This window comes from Dokdonella sp. (assembly GCF_019634775.1).
GTDB lineage: Bacteria > Pseudomonadota > Gammaproteobacteria > Xanthomonadales > Rhodanobacteraceae > Dokdonella.
Map to the genome: position 1 here is coordinate 600,455 of NZ_JAHCAS010000001.1, position 18,335 is coordinate 618,789.

Sequence of the window (18,335 nt, forward strand, 5' to 3'; positions counted from 1 at the left end):
CCCTACGCATTGCCTTCCCCAGTATCCATGAATCCGCATTTTCTCCGTAGCCTCGCCTTGTGCGCCGTGGCAGTCCTTCCTCGCCTCGCCTGGTCCTGCGAAGGAGCCGTGTTCATCGAGGTCGAACACGACGACGTCTATGCAGTCGATCACGAAGCCATCGTCGCCCAGCAGCCGTCGTTGGCCGATTGCGAGAGTCGCGCACTCTACCTGAGCCGGGCCGGAAAGCAGGTTCCCATCCGTGTCGTTGATGGCGGTAGCGGTCGTTTCGGCCCGGGAGCACGGATCGAATGGGTCGGCGAGCAGCTGCATGGACCGCAGAGCTGGTACAACCACTACAGCATCAACAACACCTACCTGCTGTCGGTAGCGGACGGCGAACACTCGCGCATCAAGGATGTGGCGCCGCACGAAGGCGCTCCGGCGGCGCTCGAGCGCGTGCTCCATCACGAATCCGACAGCCTCATGATCCGCCTGGACCAGAACCAGCAGAAGCCGGGTGAAGAACCCGACGTCTGGCAATGGGCGAAGCTGACCCACGCCGATCCGTCGCCGTTCGAGTTCGAATTCGACCTCCCGGACCTCGGTGGATACGGCGGCGTGTCGATCACGATGAACTTCCGCGGCCTCTCCCGCGCGCTGCGGTCCCATGGGCACGAACCCGTGTCCGACCACGTCGTCGAGGTATCCATCAACGGGCAACCTGTCCGCACGATCCAATGGGACGGGCGTGACGAGGAACGTTTCACGTTCCCGCTCGGCGCAGGCATTGCGCGCGGATCAGGCAACAAGCTGCAGCTGCGGATTCCCAAACGCATGCCCTCGTGGGACGAGCGCAACCCTATCGTCGACGTGGTCATGTTCAACTGGATCGAGTTCCGCTTTCCGATCCGCGGCACGCTCGATGAAAGAATGCTGCCGTTCGTCAGCAGCAGTGACCGCACGCACCCCATCGAACTGCAAGGCAACACCGACGTGGCGCTGTACGGCTCCGACGGAATCCGCCGCAGTGGTGTTGCGTCAGGGCGCGGAGGCACGCGCTTCGCCGGTGCGGCACGCGATGTGACCCTGTTCCCGGCGGCCGCCGGGCGGATCTCGGCGCCTGTGACGGTGCGCGCAGCGACACGCCATTTGTGGATGAACCCGACGCATGGCTATGACTATCTGATCGTCAGCCACGCCAGCCTGATCGAGTCGATCCGGCCGCTTGCCGAGTTCCACGAGCGACGCGGCCTCAAGGTCGCCGTGATCGACGTGCAGGACGTCTACGACGCCTTCAACCACGGCATCACCCATCCGCAGGCGATCCGCAACCTCGTCGAGCGTGCCTGGCACGACTGGCCGGCACCGAAGCCGCGCTTCCTGCTGCTGGTCGGCGATGCCAGCTTCGACATCCGCCACGACAGCTACAACGACCTCGCCTACGCGAAGTTCGCCAACAATCCGACCGAGCTCGCATTCCCGGGCCATTTCGCCGGCATCCCTGGCACCCAGTACGAAGCCTCGAGCAAGCGCATGGCGGGCCGCAACCTCATCCCGACCTGGCAGTTCCCGTCACCGGAAGGACAATCCGCCAGCGACAATCCGTTTGGCGCGGTCGATGGCGACCGCATCCATCCGGTGGTTGCCGTGGGGCGCTTCCCGGTCGTCGAGCCGGATGAAGTCAAGGCGATCGTCGACAAGACGATCGGCTACATGACCAAGCCGCAGGCCGGCAGCTGGAAGCGCGACGTCATGTTCATCACCGACGAGTCGGATTACTTCAAGAGCAGTTCCGACGAGATCGCCAAGGAGATCGGCAGGGAAGGCTTCGTCGCCGACAAGATCTACGCGAGCAAGGACGAGGCCGACAACCTCGCCCACCAGAGCGCGATCAAGGACGGCCTCAACGACGGCCAGTTGCTCGTGCACTTCATCGGCCATGGTGGTCGCTACATCTGGCGCACCGGCCCGCCGGACATCCGCAAGAACCACGACCTGTTCACCCTCGATGACGTCAGCGGCCTGAGCAACGCGTCGCGCCTGCCGATGATCCTGTCGATGACCTGCTACTCGGCGCCGTTCGACAACCCGACCGAGGACTCCATCGGCGAGCGCTTCCTGCGCGAGGCCGACAAGGGCGCGGTGGCGGTCTTCGCCGCATCGTGGCGCAACGCCCCATCGACCGCGTTCAGCAAGGCCCTGGTCAAGGAATTGCTCGCCCCGGGTGCGACCATCGGCGAGGGCATCGTACGCGCCAAGGCCGCCATCGATGATCGCGTGCTGATCGAGATGTACAACCTGCTCGGCGATCCGGCAGTCGTGCTCAAGCGGCCAGTGGACACCGTGCGGATCGCGCTGCGTGAGGACCGCTGGAACCCGACGCTCGGCATCGCCCTGCCCGGCCCGCACTTCGACGGCGAGGTCGATGTCGACTGGTTCGACGCAGACGGCACGCGCATTGCCGGTGGCCGCTATCGGATCGCGCAGACCCGCTTCGAACTGCCACTGCCGCGACTGGGTGACGGCCGCGAGGCCGCCAGTGTGCGCCTCTATGCCGGCGATCCGCGAACCGGCCGCGACGCCACCGCAAGCTTCGACATCAAGGCCGAGCGTGAACGCATCGCTGCACGCACTGTCGAGCCCGCGGCTGAATCAGCCAGCCCGCGCGTACCACCGAAACCCACGGCGCCCGACACGATCTCGAGTGTTGGATTCGACGCCGAGCATCCCCAGCTGATCGCCGGAAACTGAAGCATGCGTGCCACTGCGTCGGCCCTCGTCGAGCTGGCGCGACCCGGCCAGTGGCTCAAGAACGGTTTCGTCCTGCTGCCGCTGTTTTTCGGCCACGCCCTGCTGTCGGCGCCGGCCGTGCGCGGTGCCCTGCTCGCCACGCTGGCGTTCTGCCTCGCTTCCTCGGCCGTCTACGCGTTCAATGACGCCCGCGACGTCGAACGCGACCGCCGTCATCCCGACAAGTGTCGCCGCCCGCTCGCCCGTGGCGCCTTGTCGTTGCAGGCCGCGTTCGTGTTCGCTGCACTCGCCGCGGTGGCTGCACTCGCATTGGGCGCAATCGCAACGCCGGCGGTGGCCGTGACAATTGGTGCCTATCTCGCACTGAACCTCGCCTATTCACTCGGCCTCAAGCGCGTCGCCTGGCTCGACGTCATCCTCGTCGCCAGCGGTTTCGCCCTGCGCATCATCGCCGGTGGTTTCGGGGCCGGCGTGCCGCTGACGCCATGGATCCTCGTCATGGGCTTCCTGCTCGCCCTGATGCTCGCCCTCGGCAAGCGCCATGGCGATCTCGTCCACGTCGAGAATGGCGCGGCGCACGCCACGGACGCCTACCACGCGACGACGATCGAGCATGTGCTCGCGGTGCTTGCCGGCGCCGTATTCGTTGCCTATGTGTTCTACACCCTCTCGCCCGACGTGACCGCCCGCCATGGCCATCGCGCCCTGGTCTATTCGGCTCCATGGGTCGCGCTCGGTGTTGCACGCTATCTCATCCTCGTGTTCCGTCATGCCGCCGGCGGCGATCCAAGCCGCCTCGCCGTGCGCGACCCCTGGCTGCTCGGCGCGACCATCGGCTGGCTGGCCACCCTCGGCGTGATCCTCTACACCTGACGCGCCGGCCCAATCCGGCGACAATGTGGCGTTCCGACAACGACGAGGGGCTACGTGCCGGCTTTCGCATTCCAGGCACTCGATAGCGAGGGCAGGACGCAACGCGGCGTTCTGCAGGGCGATACCGCGCGCGCGGTACGGGGTCTGCTGCGCGAGCGCGGACTCAACCCGCTCATGGTCGAAGAAGTGAGTGGCAGCGAGGCATCGCCCTTGCGCATGCGCCGGCGCGGCCTGTCCGGTGCCGAACTCGCTCTGCTTACCCGCCAGCTCGCCACCCTGGTCGGCGCGGGGCTGCCGATCGACGAAGCGCTCGCCGCGCTGGCCGAGCAGAACGACAACGAACGCCAGCGCACATTGACCGTCTCCCTGCGCGCGCGCGTGATGGAAGGTGCCGGCCTCGCCCAGGCCATGGCGGATTTCCCTGGCAGCTTTCCCGAGATCTATCGCGCCACCGTCGCCGCCGGCGAGCAGTCCGGTCATCTCGACACGGTGCTGGCCAAGCTGGCCGGTTACGCCGAGGAACGTGATGCCCTGCGCCAGAAGCTGCTCGCCGCGCTGACCTATCCGATGCTGCTGACGATCGTCGCCTTGGCTGTTGTCGCCGGCCTGCTGGCCTGGGTCGTGCCGCAGATCGTTGGCGTGTTCCAGAACATGGGTCAGAGCCTGCCTTGGGCGACGCGCGCGCTGATCGCAACTTCGGCCTTGCTGCGCGACTGGGGCTGGCTGGCGGTACTGGTCCTCGGAGCAGCGATCATCGCCGCACGCATCGCCCTGCGCCGCGAGGAGGTACGCGTGCGCTGGCATGCCTGGCTGTTGCGCCTGCCGCTGGTCGGCCGGCTCGTGCGTGCAGCCAACACCGCACGCGCGGCGCGCACGCTGTCCTTGCTCGCCGGCGCCGCCGTGCCCTTGCTCGACGCACTGGCCATCGCCGCCCAGGTCGTGCCGAATCTGCCGATGCGCGAATCGCTGCGCCGCGCCGCGCACAAGGTGCGCGAAGGCAGCGGTTTCGCCCGCGCACTCGGCGAAAGCGGCCAGTTTCCACCGGTCGCCCTGCGCCTGATCGCCAGCGGCGAACGCTCCGGCGAACTGCCGCGCATGCTCGACGAGGCCGCCGCCCAGCAGCAGCGTGACCTCGACCGCTGGCTCGGCGTGCTCGCTGCCACGCTCGGCCCGTTCGTTATCTTGGTCGTCGGTGCGATCGTGCTGTTCATCGTCCTCGCCATCCTGTTGCCAATCTTCAACTTGAACCAGATGGTGAAGTAGCCGCGAACGATGAATCGGCGGTGGGGAATGGAGGCCGGCGAAAGAACCGCACATCGTTCCGACCCCTCACTACAATCCGATCTTCCCCTCGTCCATCCCCGTCCCCATTCCCCGTCGCCCCGATGATCCACTTCGACCAGGTCAGCAAGCGCTATGCCGAGGGCCATGAGGCGCTGAGCGGACTCAGTTTCGACATCGCGGCTGGCGAGATGGTGTTCGTTACCGGGCATTCCGGCGCGGGCAAGAGCACGCTGCTCAAGCTGCTGTCGCTGATCGAGCGACCGTCGCGCGGCGAGATCACGGTCAACGGCCTGCCGCTGGCGCGCGTGCGCGCACGTTCGGTGCCGCATGTGCGTCGCGACATCGGCATGGTGTTCCAGAACCACCGCCTGCTGATGGACCGCGACGTGTTCCACAACGTCGCCATGCCGCTGCGCATTGCCGGGGCAGGACGCGAGGAAACCGCCAAGCGCGTGCGCGCGGCGCTCGACAAGGTCGGCCTGCTCGACCGCGAACGCTCGTTGCCGGTCACTCTGTCGACCGGCGAACAACAGCGCGTCGGCATCGCCCGTGCGATCGTCGGCAAGCCGCCACTGATCATCGCCGACGAGCCGACCGGCAACCTCGACCCACAGCTTTCGGTCGAGGTCATGCGCCTGTTCGCCGAGTTCCAGCAGGTCGGCACGACCGTCATCGTCGCCAGCCACGACCTGCACCTGATCCGCCACATGGGCAAGCGTGTGCTCGTGCTCGACCACGGCCGCCTGATCGATGATTTCCGGCCGCAGGTCACGTGATGGCGAAGTCCGAACGCATCGGCGGCAACCGCCTGCGCCCCGCACCGGCGGCGAACGTCAGTGTGCGGCGTGCACGCCGCCCCCTCGGCACGCGCTTCGAAGGCTGGCGCCAGGCGCACCAGGATGCCTTCGGCGGCTGCCTGCAGCGCTTCGCCACCCGCCCCTGGGCCAGTCTGGTCACGATCCTCGTGATCGGCATTGCGTTGGCCCTGCCCCTGCTGTTCCACGTCATCCTCGACAATGCGCGCCAGCTCTCGGGTGGCCTGCGCGATGCACGCGACGTCACCGTGTTCCTGAAGATCGACGTCGATGCGGCGCGTGCTGCCGCGTTTGCCGCCGAACTCGGCCAACGTCACGATGTGGAAAGGATCGTCGTGCGCACCCCCGACGAGGGGCTGGCCGAGTTCCGCCAGCTTTCCGGCTTCAACGAAGCGCTTGACGTGCTCCAGCACAACCCCTTGCCGAGCGTGCTGGTGGTCACGCCGCGCTCGGCAAGCGACGACCCCGACCACGCCTCCCTACTCGACACGCTGCGCAACGACGCCCGCGCCGGCATGGTCCAATACGACGCGGCCTGGCGGAAGCGCCTGTCGGCCTTGCTCGGATTCGGCGAACGGGCGATGCTCGCCCTGATGGCCCTGCTCGCCGTCGCCACCCTGCTCATCATCGGCAACACGGTACGCATGGACATCCAGGGGAAATCCGAGGAAATCGCCGTGCTGCAATTGATCGGGGCCAGCAATGCGTTCGTGCGCCGCCCATTCCTCTATACGGGCGTCGCCTACGGCTTGCTCGGCGGTGCGCTCGCCCTGCTCGCGGTCGGCCTGGTCGAATGGGCGGTGGCCGCACCTGCCGCGGACCTGCTCGAGAGCTATCGCAACCGTTTCCGCCTTGCCGGCTTCGGCGCGCGCGAGGCGCTGGCCGTGCTCGGCGGCGGCGCCGTGCTCGGTTGGCTGGGCGCCTGGCTGGTCAGTAGCGGGCACTTGCGCGCCGGTCGTATCGGGGAAAGCCGCGCATGAATGTCTCGCTCGGCCGCCACCTCTCGTCCGACCACCCACGCGTACTCGTCGTCGATGGCTCGAAGCTGGTGCGCCGGGTGATCGAACAAACCCTCGTCGCCAGCCTGCCTGGCGTCACCGTGCTGCAGTGCGAGACCGGCGTCGAGGCGCTCGGCCATCTCGGCGAGGGCGCGATCGACTTCGTCACCACCGCGTTGCGCCTGTCCGACATGGACGGCATCGAACTGGCGCGGCGCATCCGTGAAAGCGCGCCGCAGGCCTACATGCCGATCGTGGTCGTTTCCGGCGACGTGCAGGAGCGCCTGCTCGAACGCTCGCTGAGCGACATCATCACCGACTATTTCGACAAGTCGCTCGGTTTCCAGGCACTGGCCGAGTTCATCCGCGGCTATGTACGCCCGACCGAGGCGACGCCCGGCGAGGTGCTCTATGTCGAGGACAGCCGTGTGGTCGCCCTGGCTACGCGGCGCATGCTCGAAAAGCACGGCCTCACCGTGTTGCATGTGGTCACCGTCGAGGAGGCGATCGACATGCTCGAGACCGCCCAGGCGATGGACCGCATCGGTGCCGACCTCGTCCTCACCGACGTCAACCTCAAGGGTGAACTGACCGGCGCCGACCTGCTCGATCGTATCCGCCGTCGCCTCGGCTACGGCAAGGGCCAATTGCCGGTGATCGTGATGACCGGTGACGACAATCCGCAGAAACAGGCCGCGTTGCTGCGCGCCGGCGCCAACGACCTCGTCGAAAAGCCGATCGACGAGCGCCTGCTGCTGACCAAGCTGCTGTTCCAATTGCGCGTCAGCCGCCACCTGCGGGCGCGCCTGGGCACACCGGCATGAGCGAAGGCCGCGAGCTGAAGCTCGAGACTTCGTGGAAGCAGCGCGTAGGCAGTTATCTCGAACGTCCCGAGATGCGCGCACTGTCGGGCTTTCTGCGCGAACGCAAGCAGCAAGGCAGGGTGATCTACCCGCGTGGCTCGCGCATCTTCGCCGCACTCGACACCACACCGTTCGATGCGGTCAAGGTCGTCATTCTCGGCCAGGATCCATACCATGGGCCCGGCCAGGCGCACGGTCTGTGCTTCTCGGTGCTGCCCGGCGTCGCCGTGCCGCCCTCGCTCGAGAACATCTTCCGCGAGATCGAGCGCGACCTCGGCCTGCCGCGCCCCGACCATGGCTGGCTGGTGCCGTGGGCACGCCAGGGCGTGCTCCTGCTCAACGCGGTGCTGACCGTTGAACAGGGCCAGGCCGGCTCCCACCAGGGCAAGGGTTGGGAAGGCTTCACCGATGCCTGCATCGATGCGCTCAACCGCGAGCGCGAGAAGCTCGTGTTCCTGCTCTGGGGCAGCTATGCCCAGGCCAAGGGCAAGTTGATCGACACACGCCGCCACCGCGTGCTCAAGGCTCCGCACCCTTCGCCACTGTCCGCCCACCGCGGCTTCCTCGGCTGCGGCCACTTCTCGGCCACCAACGCCTGGTTGGCCGAGGCCGGCATGGCCTCGATCGACTGGCGCCTGCCACCACGCAGCGAGCTGCCAACCGACGCGCAATGAGGCCTGTTTCGGCCCCATTGTTCACGAAATCGAGCCAATCTGCTTACTGCGCGTTGACGGCGCAGGGCTTACCATACTCGCAGGTTCAGTTTCTCCCCACGCCGCAACGCGTCGGGAACTCCCGGGGCTTTAGCACTCTCAATACCGGAGTGCTAGCATGGCTCCCAACAACGGAGGACTTCGATCGATGACTCAGACTCAGGCCCCCATGGTCGACACCCTGCCGGTCCCGAGCGCGCTCGGCAGCCTCGATGCCTACATCTCGGCCGTGCACCGCATCCCGATGCTGACCATCGAGGACGAGCAGGCGTTGGCCCGTGAGTACCAGACCGAGGGCAACCTCGAGTCGGCGCGTCGCATGGTCATGTCGCACCTGCGCTTCGTCGTCCACGTCGCGCGCGGCTACTCCGGCTACGGCCTGCAGATCGGCGACCTCATCCAGGAAGGCAACATCGGCCTGATGAAGGCGGTCAAGCGCTTCGACCCCGACCAGGGCGTGCGCCTGGTTTCGTTCGCCGTGCATTGGATTCGTGCCGAGATGCACGAGTTCATCCTGCGCAATTGGCGCATCGTCAAGGTCGCGACGACCAAGGCGCAGCGCAAGCTGTTCTTCAACCTGCGCAAGTCGAAGAAGCGCCTCGGCTGGATGAATGCCGACGAGGTCAACACGGTCGCGCGCGAACTCGGCGTGCCGGCAGCGACGGTGCTGGAGATGGAATCGCGCCTGAGCGGGCGTGACATCGGCTTCGACGCCCCGGTCGACGACGACGAGGATGCGCGTCCCTCGCCGGTGATGTATCTCGAAGACCACCAGAATACCGACCCGTATCTGACCATCGAGAACGATTCGGAAGAGGAGTCCTCGTTCGACACCCTGCAACGCGGCCTCGCCAAGCTCGATGCACGCTCGCGCGACATCATCCAGCGCCGCTGGCTGAAGGACGGCGAGAAGGCAACCCTGCAGGAACTCGCCGACGAATACGGCGTCTCGGCCGAACGCATCCGCCAGGTCGAGGCGAATGCCATGAAGAAGATGCGCGCGCTGTTCGTGGCGTAGGCTTGGCTTTTGCAATCATCCTTGATTGCTGATTCGACCGGGGTCGCGCAGGGATTCCGTTGCGCGCCTTCGTGGGAACCCAGAAGCGGCGTCCATGGCCGCACGTTTGAACAGAAGCATCTCTCCGACGGCCCGTTGATTCGGGCCGTTTCTTTTTGTGCGCCACGCTTCCGCAGGAAACGCTTTCAGGCGTGCTGCCATCTCTCTGTGGCGTTGTACAGCCAGGGCATCACGGCTGAAGCCGTTTCCTACGGAGAGCCACGCGGTAGGAAACGGCTTCAGCCGTGATGCTTTTTTCACCACGCTCTGCGGCTCAATACAAGTCCACCGGATCGACATCGATCGACCAGCGCACGCGGCGTGCGTCCGGCAGGGCGCGCACACGCTCGAGCCAGTCACCAAGGAAGGCGTGCAGCGGCGCGCGCTCGGCGGATTCGATTAGCAGGTGGCTACGTTCGTAGCCGGCGCGGCGCGGCATCGGCGCCGGCATCGGTGCGTGCACGAGCACGCCATCAGCGGCGCGCGCCTCGGCGCGGGCGGCGAAGAGGAAGTCCTGTGCCGTGGTCGCCTCGCGTGCCTCCGCACGCAGCAGGGCGAGATGGCCGAACGGCGGCAGCATCGCGGCGCGACGTTCGGCGAGCAGGCGCGCGGACAGGGCCGGATAGCCGCCGTCGAGCAGGGCCCGCAGCAACGGATGTTCCGGGTGATGCGTCTGCAGGATCACCTCGCCGGCGCGCGCGGCGCGGCCGGCGCGGCCGGCCACCTGCACGATGAGCTGGCCGAGTCGTTCACCGGCGCGGAAGTCGAGGCTATACAAGCCTTCATCGACGCCGACCACGACCACCAAGGTCAGCGCGGCGAGGTCATGCCCCTTCGCCAGCATCTGCGTGCCGACGAAGATGCGTGGACTGTTGCCGTCCAGTTCGGCGAACACGGCCTCGCGGCGTCCACGGCTGCGCGTGCTGTCGCGGTCGACGCGCACGACCTGCGCGCCGGGGAAGCGCTCGATGAGGGTTTCCTCCAATCGCTCGGTACCCTGCCCCTGCGGGGCGAGCGCTTCGCTGGTGCAGTCGGGACAGACCCTCGGCAGGCGCTTCTCGTCACCGCAATGGTGGCAGCACAGGCGGCCTGTGCCGCGATGCACGGTCATCGAGCGCGCGCAACGCATGCACTGCGCGGTCCAGCCGCAGGCATGGCAGAACAGCACCGGCGCATAGCCGCGGCGGTTGCGGAACACGAGCACCTGTCCACCCTCGCCGAGGTGGCGGCCGATCGCCTGCAGGGTTTCGACCGCCAGCCCCTGCTCGAGGCGCCTGTGGCGAATGTCCATGACGCGCAGCGCCGGCGGTCGCGCGTCACCGGCGCGTTCGCGCAGGACCAGATGCGCATAGCGCCCGACCTCGACATTGGCCAGACTCTCCAGCGACGGTGTCGCCGAGCCGAGCACGACCGGAATGCCGAGCGCCTTCGCGCGCACGATGGCGAGGTCGCGCGCGTGGTACCGGAATCCTTCGTGTTGCTTGTACGAGGCATCGTGCTCCTCGTCGACGACGATCAGGCCGGGCCGCGCCAACGGCACAAACGCCGCCGAGCGCGTGCCGAGCACCACCGCTGCCTCACCACGCGCGGCAGCAAGCCAGGCGCGGGCGCGCTCACCGTCGGCGAGTCCGGAGTGCAGGATCGCCACATCCAGGCCGAGGCGTTCGCGGAAGCGCCGCATGGTCTGCGGAGTCAGCGCGATTTCCGGCACCAGCACCAATGCCTGGCGGCCACGCCCGATCGCGTCGAGGATCGCGTGGAGGTAGACCTCGGTCTTGCCGCTGCCGGTGACGCCGTCGAGCAGGAACGTGGCGAAACGCTCAGCGGCGGCACTGATGGCCGCAACCGCTGCGGCCTGGGCCGGATTGAGCGGCGGCCCTGACCGCTCGGCCACGCGCCAGTGCGCCAGCATCTCTGGCGCGGCTACCGTCTCGATCCAGCCGCGTTCGCGCAGCCGCCGCGCGGCCTCGCGCCAACCTGGCTGTTCGGCATCAAGCACATCCGCCGTGACCGCGCCCGCGGCGAGGCGCGACAACAAGGCATCGAGCCGGGTGCCGCGACGCCGATGCGGGTCGACCAGCGCAACCCGACCGGCATCGGTCAGCGCATGCCAGGACGCGCGTGCGACCGCCGTCGTGCCCGCACTGCGCAGCGCGACCGGCAGGGCGGCCTCGACAACCTCACCGATCGGATGCTGGTAATACCGCGCCGCCCAGCACAATGTGGCCAGTAGTTCCCGCGACAGCCACGCGCGCTCGTCGAGCACCTCGAGTACGGACTTGAGATCGGCCTCGGCCTGGTCCGAGACATCGGCCTGCTCGATGACGACACCGACCACCCGACGCCGTCCGAACGGCACGAGCACGCGCGCGCCGAGCACCACCGTCATGCCGTCGGCGAGGCGATAGTCGAACAGGCGATGCAGCGGCACGGGCACCGCCACACGGACGAAATGCGGCATCGGCACGGGGTCTGGCAGCACGGCCGGGGAGTGTAGCGAAGCATGCCGGATGGCCGCTGGGCACTTGCGTCGCATAGTTGAGGAAATCGGCAGGAAAGTGATCCAAGTAGCTGCCGTTAACGGGTTTTCCCCCTTATCCACAAGCATTGTGGATAACTGTGTGGATCACGCCCTGAATAACGCCCCACGGAACGTGACCAAGGCCTCCGTCGTCATCTTGGTGAAACTTTGACCACTCACACAGAGGCTTTCAAGATCAATGGGTTGCATCACCATGCCTGGCTGTGGTCGCGCATCGCGACGGCGAACTCAGGTGCCGCGTTTGAAAACTCCCCAGTTGTGCAAAACCGCTTGACTTGTCCGCAAAAACGGCTACGGCGCCTCAATCCATGGCCAGCCCGATCAGCACCGCAACGAAGGCCCCGGTCGACAGCAGGAACGTGTAGCAGATGCCGATCAGGCCGTATTTCAGCGTCGTCATGATCCAGCCCTGGCGATAGACGCGCTTCTGCATCCAGTACAGGTAAACGAACATCCACAGCCATGCGAACAGTTGCAGCCAGCCGAGCGGCGCGACGATCCAATTCACCTCGGCGGCCCAGGATTTCAGGGTGCCGAGAATGACGAGCACGACGATCGACAGCAGCAGGAAGGCGTGGCTGTGCAGGGCGACCAGCAAGTGCTCCATGTAGAGCCTGCGCTTGAACAGATAGAACAGCTTGAGCAGCAGGGCAAATACGGGCATCAGGAAAAACAGGGTCTGTGGCAACACCGCGAAGGTCGCGCGGAACCCTTTCGAAGGCTGCTCGATCCAGCTCTCGACGTTGTCGCACATGTGCTGCAGGGTTTCGTTGAACTTCATGTTCGCGGCATCGGGCAGCCAATCGAAAGCGACCGGATTCGCCTCGCGATGCCAGGGTGTGCCCTTGAAGGTGAAGAAGACCGTGGTGCTGCCCTTGCCGCAGGAACCGACCACCTCCGCAGGGTCGGCCGAGGGCGCCTCGGTGCCGGCGAGCACGCGCTTGCGCCGCTCGCCGGACTCGCGCAGCTGTCGCTGGCGTTCGTCGAGTCGGGTCTTGGACCGGGCCGGGAGCGCATCGATATCGACGCCGTCGACCAGTGCGGCGAGACCATCGGCAACAGCCTGATCGACTTCGGCGCTGGTCGACGCTGTACCGATGCGCCCGCGCGCGAGTTCGAGCTTGCGCGCGCGACCGACACCGGCGAGTTCCTTGATGCCTTCCTCGAGCTGTCGGCGCGAGTCCGCATCGAGATCGGTCGCCGCCGCCACTTCGTTCAGGCTGGCGATGCTCTGCTTGATCGCCGTGTCGACTTCAGCCGCCGTTGTCGCCGCGTCGATCTGTGCACGCGCTGCCATGGCCCTGTCGGCGTTGGCGAACATGGCGTCACCGAGCATCGCCTGCACGAGGAAGAACGCCAGCAGACAGAGCACGAAGAACAGCCGGAACGGCGTGACATAGCGCGCGCGCCGACCGGCGATGTATTCGGTGGTCAGGAAACCCGGGCGGAAATACAGGTCGAACAGAGAGCGGAAGATGCGCGAATCGACATTGAAGACGATGTCGGACAGGTCACTGAAGACCTCCTTCAGGCTGCGCACCATGCCCTTCTCGGACTGTCCGCAGGCGTGGCAATAGGGGCCGTGCACGGGCGCGCCGCAGTTCGGACAAGTCGGCTCCGGCGCGGCGAACGTGGCATCGGCCTCGGCACGTACCTGCGCCACCGGAACCGGTGGCGACGGAATCGGCGGCAGCGGATCGAGGTCGGAATTCATCGTGCTTGCAACAACCCCTGCGCACGCAGCCAGTCGCAGGTGTCGGCGACCAGGCGGGCGAGCGGCGTGATGCGATAGTCGAGTTCGCGCATCGCCCTGGCACTGTCGACACGCAGGTGATAACAGGTCAACGCCACTGCCTGCGGTGTCAGCGACGGTTCACGGCGCGTGATCGCGGCGATCAGGTCGAGCATGCGCGCATGCGCACGCAGCAGTGCTGCCGGCAAGGCTTGCGCAGGCGCCTTGCGGCCAAGCGTGCCGGCGATCACCCGCACGAGTTCGAGGAAGGGCGCGTGTTCGCCACCGAGCAGGAAGCGCTTGCCTGCCACCGGCCGCCGCCACGCGGCGACATGGGCGAGGGCGACTTCGCGCACGTCGGCGAAGGTCCCCGAACCGGGCGGCGCGCCGGGCAGCTTGCCCTGGTCGATGAGCAGGAACAGGCGTGCCCAGTTGTGGCGATCATCCGGCCCGAGAATGTGCGCCGGATTGAGGATCACCGTCTCGATGCGACCGCGTGTGCTGGCCTCGTCGACGAGTTCTTCGGCGATCGCCTTGGTGCGTTCGTAGTTGATCCACGACTGCGCCCCAAGGCGCGGCGTGTCCTCGGTCAGCACGCAGTCCTGCCGACCATAGGCCGATACCGACGAGGTGTGCACGAAACGGCGCACCCCGGTTGCTTCGGCGGCGGCGAGTACGGCGCGGGTGCCATCGACATTCGTGCGCGTCTGCCGCTCGGCGTGACCGCGCCACGGACTGGTATCGGCCGCAACATGGAACAGCGCATCGGTCGGCGCGCTCAAGGCGGTGCGCAGCGCCTCGCCGTCGTCGAGCGCGCCGACGAAGGCCTCGACGCCCGCGGCACGCAGGCGTTGTGCCGCATCGGCCGAACGCACATACGCCGCAACCTGCGCACCCTCGGCACGCAGGGCATCGAGCAGATGTCCACCGAGGAACCCTGTTGCCCCGGTCACCAGTACGCGCATGCAATCTCCCCGTCGGGCATCCGGGCGGACCGCTATACTCCGCGCCCCGCCGAGTCCGCCAATGCCCGCCATTCTACCCATCGGCCGATCGCGTCTGACACGCGAGATCGGCGCCACCATAACGCTGGCGGCACCGCTCGTGCTCGGCCAGCTGTCGGCGGTCGGCATGAACGTCATCGACACGATGCTGGCCGGGCATCTCGATGGCCACACGCTCGGCGCGGTCGCGGTCGGCACCAATGTCTGGGTGCTGGCGATCGTCATCGTGATCGGCGTGATGATGGCCCTGCAGCCCTCGGTGGCGCAGTTGCACGGTGCAGGCCGCCTCACCGCGATCGGGCCGCTGTTCCGCCAGGCCTTGTGGATCGCGCTGCCGCTCGGACTCGGCCTGGCCTGCGTCGTGTACGTCGCCGGACCGCGATTGTTCGGTCTGATCGGCGTCGATGCCGCGCTGATCGCCGACGCGACGGCCTTCCTGCACGCGATCGCATTCGGCGCACCGGCACTGACCCTGTTCTTCGCCCTGCGTGGTCTCAGCGAAGGTCTCGGCCTGACCCGGCCGACGATGTGGTTCAGCCTGCTCGGCCTCGTCCTGCTCGGCCCGATCGGCTACTTGCTGATGTATGGCGCATTCGGCCTGCCACGCCTGGGCGCGCGCGGTTGCGGCATCGCCACCGCGATCGTGCTGTGGCTGCAATGCCTGGCCTTTGCCGCCTACGTCGCCGTGCATCCGCGCTACCGCGCGGTGCGGCCGTTCGCACGTTTCGAAGCGGTCGATGCGCGCGCGATCGGCGAACTGCTGCTGATCGGCGTGCCGATGGCAGTGACCTTGTTCATGGAGGCCAGTCTGTTCGTCGCCGTCGCCCTGCTGCTCGGCTCGCTTGGCACGGCGATCGTCGCCGGCCACCAGATCGCGATCAATGTCGTCTCGGTCGCCTTCATGGTGCCGCTCGGCATCGCCATGGCCACGACCGTGCGCGTCGGCCATGCAGTCGGCCGCGGCGACGTGACCGGTGTGCGCAGCGCGGCCGCGGTCGGCCTGCTGCTGACCGTGCTCGTGCAACTCGTCTCGGCCCTCGTGCTGGCGACGCTGTCGCCGCAGATCGCCGCGCTGTACACCGCCGACGTGACGGTGGCGGTACTGGCCGCGCAGCTCATCATGTACGCCGCGATCTTCCAGTTGTCCGACGGCATCCAGGCGGTGGCCAACGGCGCCCTGCGCGGACTCAAGGACACGCGCGTGCCGATGCTCATCACCTTCTTCGCCTACTGGTGCATCGGCATGCCGACCGGCTACCTGCTGGCCTTCCGTGCCGACCGCGGCGCGCCCGGCATGTGGATCGGCCTGATCGCCGGGCTCAGCGTCGCGGCGATCCTGCTCGCCTGGCGCTTCTGGCGCAGTGCGTTCCGCCGCGTGCCGGTCGCCACCTGACTTCCCGGCCATGCCGCGCGCCGCGCGTTCGGCTACGCTGCACCATGTTTCGTTCTCCAGCATCCTCAGGAGCCCCGTCATGTCGGACAAATCCCCAGGCCTGATCGGCCGCTTCTTCCGCGGCCTGTGGAACACGCTGAACTTCACGCGCAGGCTGGTCTTCAACCTGATCTTCGTGGTGATCCTGTTTGCCGTAGTCGTTTCGGCCATGCGCGGCAGCCCGACGATCGAGGCGAAGACTGCGCTCGTACTCGACCCGGAAGGCACCATCGTCGAGCAGTACAGCGGCGACCCGGTCGAACGCGCGCTCGCCAAAGTGGGTGGCGAAGGCGAGAAGCAGATCCAGCTGCGCGACCTGCTGCGCACGATCGACCTCGCCGCGAAGGATGCGCGCATCGAGCGCATCGTGCTGTTGCCCGATCAGGTCAGTGCAGGCCTGGCCACATTGCGCGAGATCGGGCAGGCGCTCGACCGCTTCCGCGATGCCGGCAAGGAATTGGTCGTCGTCTCCGAAGGCATGAGCCAGGGCGGCTACTACCTCGCCGCGCACGCGAACGAGATCCTGCTCGACCCGCAGGGCATGGTCCTGCTCGAAGGCCTGTCCTCGTACCGCAGCTACTACCGCGACGCGCTCGACAAGCTCGGCGTCGACGTGCACCTGATCAAGGTCGGCGAATACAAGTCGGCGGCTGAGCCGTTCGTGCTGAACAAGGCATCGGATGCGGCGAAGGAAGCGACTCGGTACTGGATGGGCGGGATCTGGGAGAGCTACCTCGATGAGATTGCCGCGCTGCGCAAGCTCGACCCGGCCACACTGCGCAACGACATCGCCAATCTCGACCAGCAGGTTGCCGCCTACCAGGGCGACCTGGCCAAACTGGCCCTTGAACGCAAACTGGTCGACCGCATCGCCACGCGCGCCGAAGTGCGCGAGCTGCTCAAGGCCAAAGGTGCGCCGAGCGCGGACGGCGAAACCTTCCGCCAGGTCAACTGGCGCGACTATCTCAGCATGCAGGTCGCGCTGCCCGACTCGCGTCCACAGGTCGGCGTGATCGTCGCCCAGGGCGACATCGTGCAGGGCGAGCGGCCGCAGGGTACGGTCGGCGGCTCGACGATCGCGCAGCTCATCCGCCAGGCGCGCAAGGACGAGGCGATCAAGGCGCTCGTGCTGCGCGTCGACTCACCGGGTGGCGACGCCTACGCCTCCGAGGTCATCCGCCGCGAGATCGAACTGATCCAGGCCGCCGGCAAGCCGGTGATCGTGTCGATGGGCGATGTCGCCGCCAGCGGCGGCTACTGGATTTCCATGAATGCCGACGAGATCTGGGCACAACCGAACACGATCACCGGCTCGATCGGCATCTTCGGTCTGTTCGTGACGATCCCCGAGGCACTCGGCAAGCTCGGCATCCATACCGACGGTGTCGGCACCGCGCCGCTCGCTGGCGCGCTCGACATCCGCCGCCCGTTCGATCCGAAGGCCGAGGCGATCATGACCAGCGTCATCGAGAAGGGCTATCGCGACTTCATCGGCAAGGTGGCCGATGCACGTGGCAAGAGCTCCACGGACATCGACACGGTCGCGCGCGGACGCGTGTGGTCGGGTGAGCAGGCCAAGGAGCGCGGATTGGTCGACAAGCTCGGAGGCCTGCAGCAGGCGATCGTCTCGGCAGCCGGCCGTGCCGGCCTCGGCGACGGCTACCGCACGCAGTACGTCGAGAAGCCGCTGTCCACATGGGAACGCCTGGCGCTGAGTCTCGGCGAGACCGAGGCCGCCGCGCGCATCGGTCGCTGGTCGGGCTTCGGCCTGCCGCCCGGCCTGCTGCCGAAGGGCGAAATCGAAGAGACTGTCGGCTTGCTGCGCACGCTAGGCGGCGGACGCCTCGGCGTCGTCGCGCACTGCTTCTGCGAACCGGAGCGGCGTTGACCGGCGCCTCTGCGCACACCTCTCTTTTCGTAGGGGCCCGTTCACGGGCGATGCTTCTCTACCGATTGCAACGCCCCATCGCCCGTAAACGGGCCCCTACCCGCCCTGCTCCTCGGCAGCGGCATCGCGCTTGCGCACCGCTTCGTCGAGTTCCTGCTGCACCGCCTTGGCCTTGTCCAGCGCCTTCAACTGCTCGTCGAACACGGTGGGCTGGCGTTCGCGCGCAACCGGTTCGGGCGGCGGCGCTTCCTTCGCACAAGCGACGAGCAGGGCCGTGATGATGATCGTGGCGACAGGTGCTTGACGTACCATGCGCGGAACCTCGCCTGCGCTGGCCGTTGCCAGCACCGGCGAGTCTGCGCGCCGGTGCGGTCGCCGGCAAGTCGACGGAGGGGACGATG

General features: G+C 67.1%; 14 protein-coding genes. 10 read left to right on the forward strand and 4 right to left on the reverse strand.

The window, feature by feature from the left end:
* Nucleotides 1–108: 108 nt before the first annotated feature.
* The 8 genes from KF907_RS02590 (at nucleotide 109) to rpoH (ending at nucleotide 9,297) form a co-directional block, all read left to right on the forward strand.
* Entirely contained in the window at nucleotides 109–2,733 is a 2,625-nt protein-coding gene (locus KF907_RS02590; RefSeq protein ID WP_291217868.1) for a C25 family cysteine peptidase, read from the forward strand.
* 3 nt (nucleotides 2,734–2,736) lie between these two features.
* The gene (locus KF907_RS02595) at nucleotides 2,737–3,606 is read left to right on the forward strand and encodes a UbiA prenyltransferase family protein (RefSeq protein ID WP_291217870.1); all 870 of its coding nucleotides are present in this window, start codon (nucleotides 2,737–2,739) and stop codon (nucleotides 3,604–3,606) included.
* Nucleotides 3,607–3,660: 54 nt separating this feature from the next.
* Complete coding sequence (gspF, locus tag KF907_RS02600) at nucleotides 3,661–4,869, forward strand: type II secretion system inner membrane protein GspF (protein ID WP_291217872.1); 1,209 nt, start codon at nucleotides 3,661–3,663, stop codon at nucleotides 4,867–4,869.
* A gap of 122 nt (nucleotides 4,870–4,991) precedes the next feature.
* Nucleotides 4,992–5,666: a cell division ATP-binding protein FtsE gene (gene ftsE / locus KF907_RS02605; RefSeq protein WP_291217875.1), complete on the forward strand. Its 675-nt coding sequence runs from the start codon at nucleotides 4,992–4,994 to the stop codon at nucleotides 5,664–5,666.
* Nucleotides 5,666–6,685, forward strand: coding sequence for a permease-like cell division protein FtsX (ftsX, locus tag KF907_RS02610; RefSeq protein WP_291217877.1), 1,020 nt, complete (start codon nucleotides 5,666–5,668; stop codon nucleotides 6,683–6,685). The genes ftsE and ftsX overlap by 1 nt, the downstream gene beginning before the upstream one ends.
* The gene (locus tag KF907_RS02615) at nucleotides 6,682–7,527 is read left to right on the forward strand and encodes a response regulator (protein ID WP_291217879.1); all 846 of its coding nucleotides are present in this window, start codon (nucleotides 6,682–6,684) and stop codon (nucleotides 7,525–7,527) included. Before ftsX ends, KF907_RS02615 begins: the two co-directional genes overlap by 4 nt.
* Nucleotides 7,524–8,240: a uracil-DNA glycosylase gene (gene ung, locus KF907_RS02620; protein ID WP_291217881.1), complete on the forward strand. Its 717-nt coding sequence runs from the start codon at nucleotides 7,524–7,526 to the stop codon at nucleotides 8,238–8,240. The genes KF907_RS02615 and ung overlap by 4 nt, the downstream gene beginning before the upstream one ends.
* A gap of 187 nt (nucleotides 8,241–8,427) precedes the next feature.
* Nucleotides 8,428–9,297 carry an RNA polymerase sigma factor RpoH gene (gene rpoH, locus KF907_RS02625; RefSeq protein WP_291217883.1) on the forward strand — a complete coding sequence of 290 codons (870 nt, stop codon included), beginning with the start codon at nucleotides 8,428–8,430 and terminating at the stop codon, nucleotides 9,295–9,297.
* Nucleotides 9,298–9,610: 313 nt separating this feature from the next.
* Here the strand turns inward: rpoH and KF907_RS02630 are convergent, their stop codons facing one another.
* From KF907_RS02630 to KF907_RS02640, 3 genes are all read right to left on the reverse strand, one after another.
* Complete coding sequence (locus KF907_RS02630) at nucleotides 9,611–11,797, reverse strand: primosomal protein N' (protein ID WP_291217885.1); 2,187 nt, start codon at nucleotides 11,795–11,797, stop codon at nucleotides 9,611–9,613.
* A gap of 382 nt (nucleotides 11,798–12,179) precedes the next feature.
* Complete coding sequence (locus KF907_RS02635) at nucleotides 12,180–13,592, reverse strand: DUF3667 domain-containing protein (RefSeq protein WP_291217888.1); 1,413 nt, start codon at nucleotides 13,590–13,592, stop codon at nucleotides 12,180–12,182.
* Nucleotides 13,589–14,575, reverse strand: a complete 987-nt coding sequence (locus KF907_RS02640; RefSeq protein ID WP_291217890.1) for an NAD-dependent epimerase/dehydratase family protein — start codon at nucleotides 14,573–14,575, stop codon at nucleotides 13,589–13,591. Before KF907_RS02640 ends, KF907_RS02635 begins: the two co-directional genes overlap by 4 nt.
* Before the next feature lie 61 nt (nucleotides 14,576–14,636).
* Here KF907_RS02640 and KF907_RS02645 point away from each other — a divergent pair, with 61 nt between their 5' ends.
* On the forward strand, nucleotides 14,637–16,007 hold the full coding sequence (locus KF907_RS02645) for an MATE family efflux transporter (RefSeq protein WP_291217891.1): 1,371 nt from the start codon (nucleotides 14,637–14,639) through the stop codon (nucleotides 16,005–16,007).
* Nucleotides 16,008–16,086: 79 nt separating this feature from the next.
* Nucleotides 16,087–17,934: a signal peptide peptidase SppA gene (gene sppA / locus KF907_RS02650; RefSeq protein WP_291217893.1), complete on the forward strand. Its 1,848-nt coding sequence runs from the start codon at nucleotides 16,087–16,089 to the stop codon at nucleotides 17,932–17,934.
* Between the two features lie 96 nt (nucleotides 17,935–18,030).
* On the opposite strand, the gene KF907_RS02655 is transcribed toward sppA, so the two are convergent.
* Nucleotides 18,031–18,246, reverse strand: a complete 216-nt coding sequence (locus KF907_RS02655; protein WP_291217895.1) for a hypothetical protein — start codon at nucleotides 18,244–18,246, stop codon at nucleotides 18,031–18,033.
* Nucleotides 18,247–18,335: the final 89 nt, after the last annotated feature.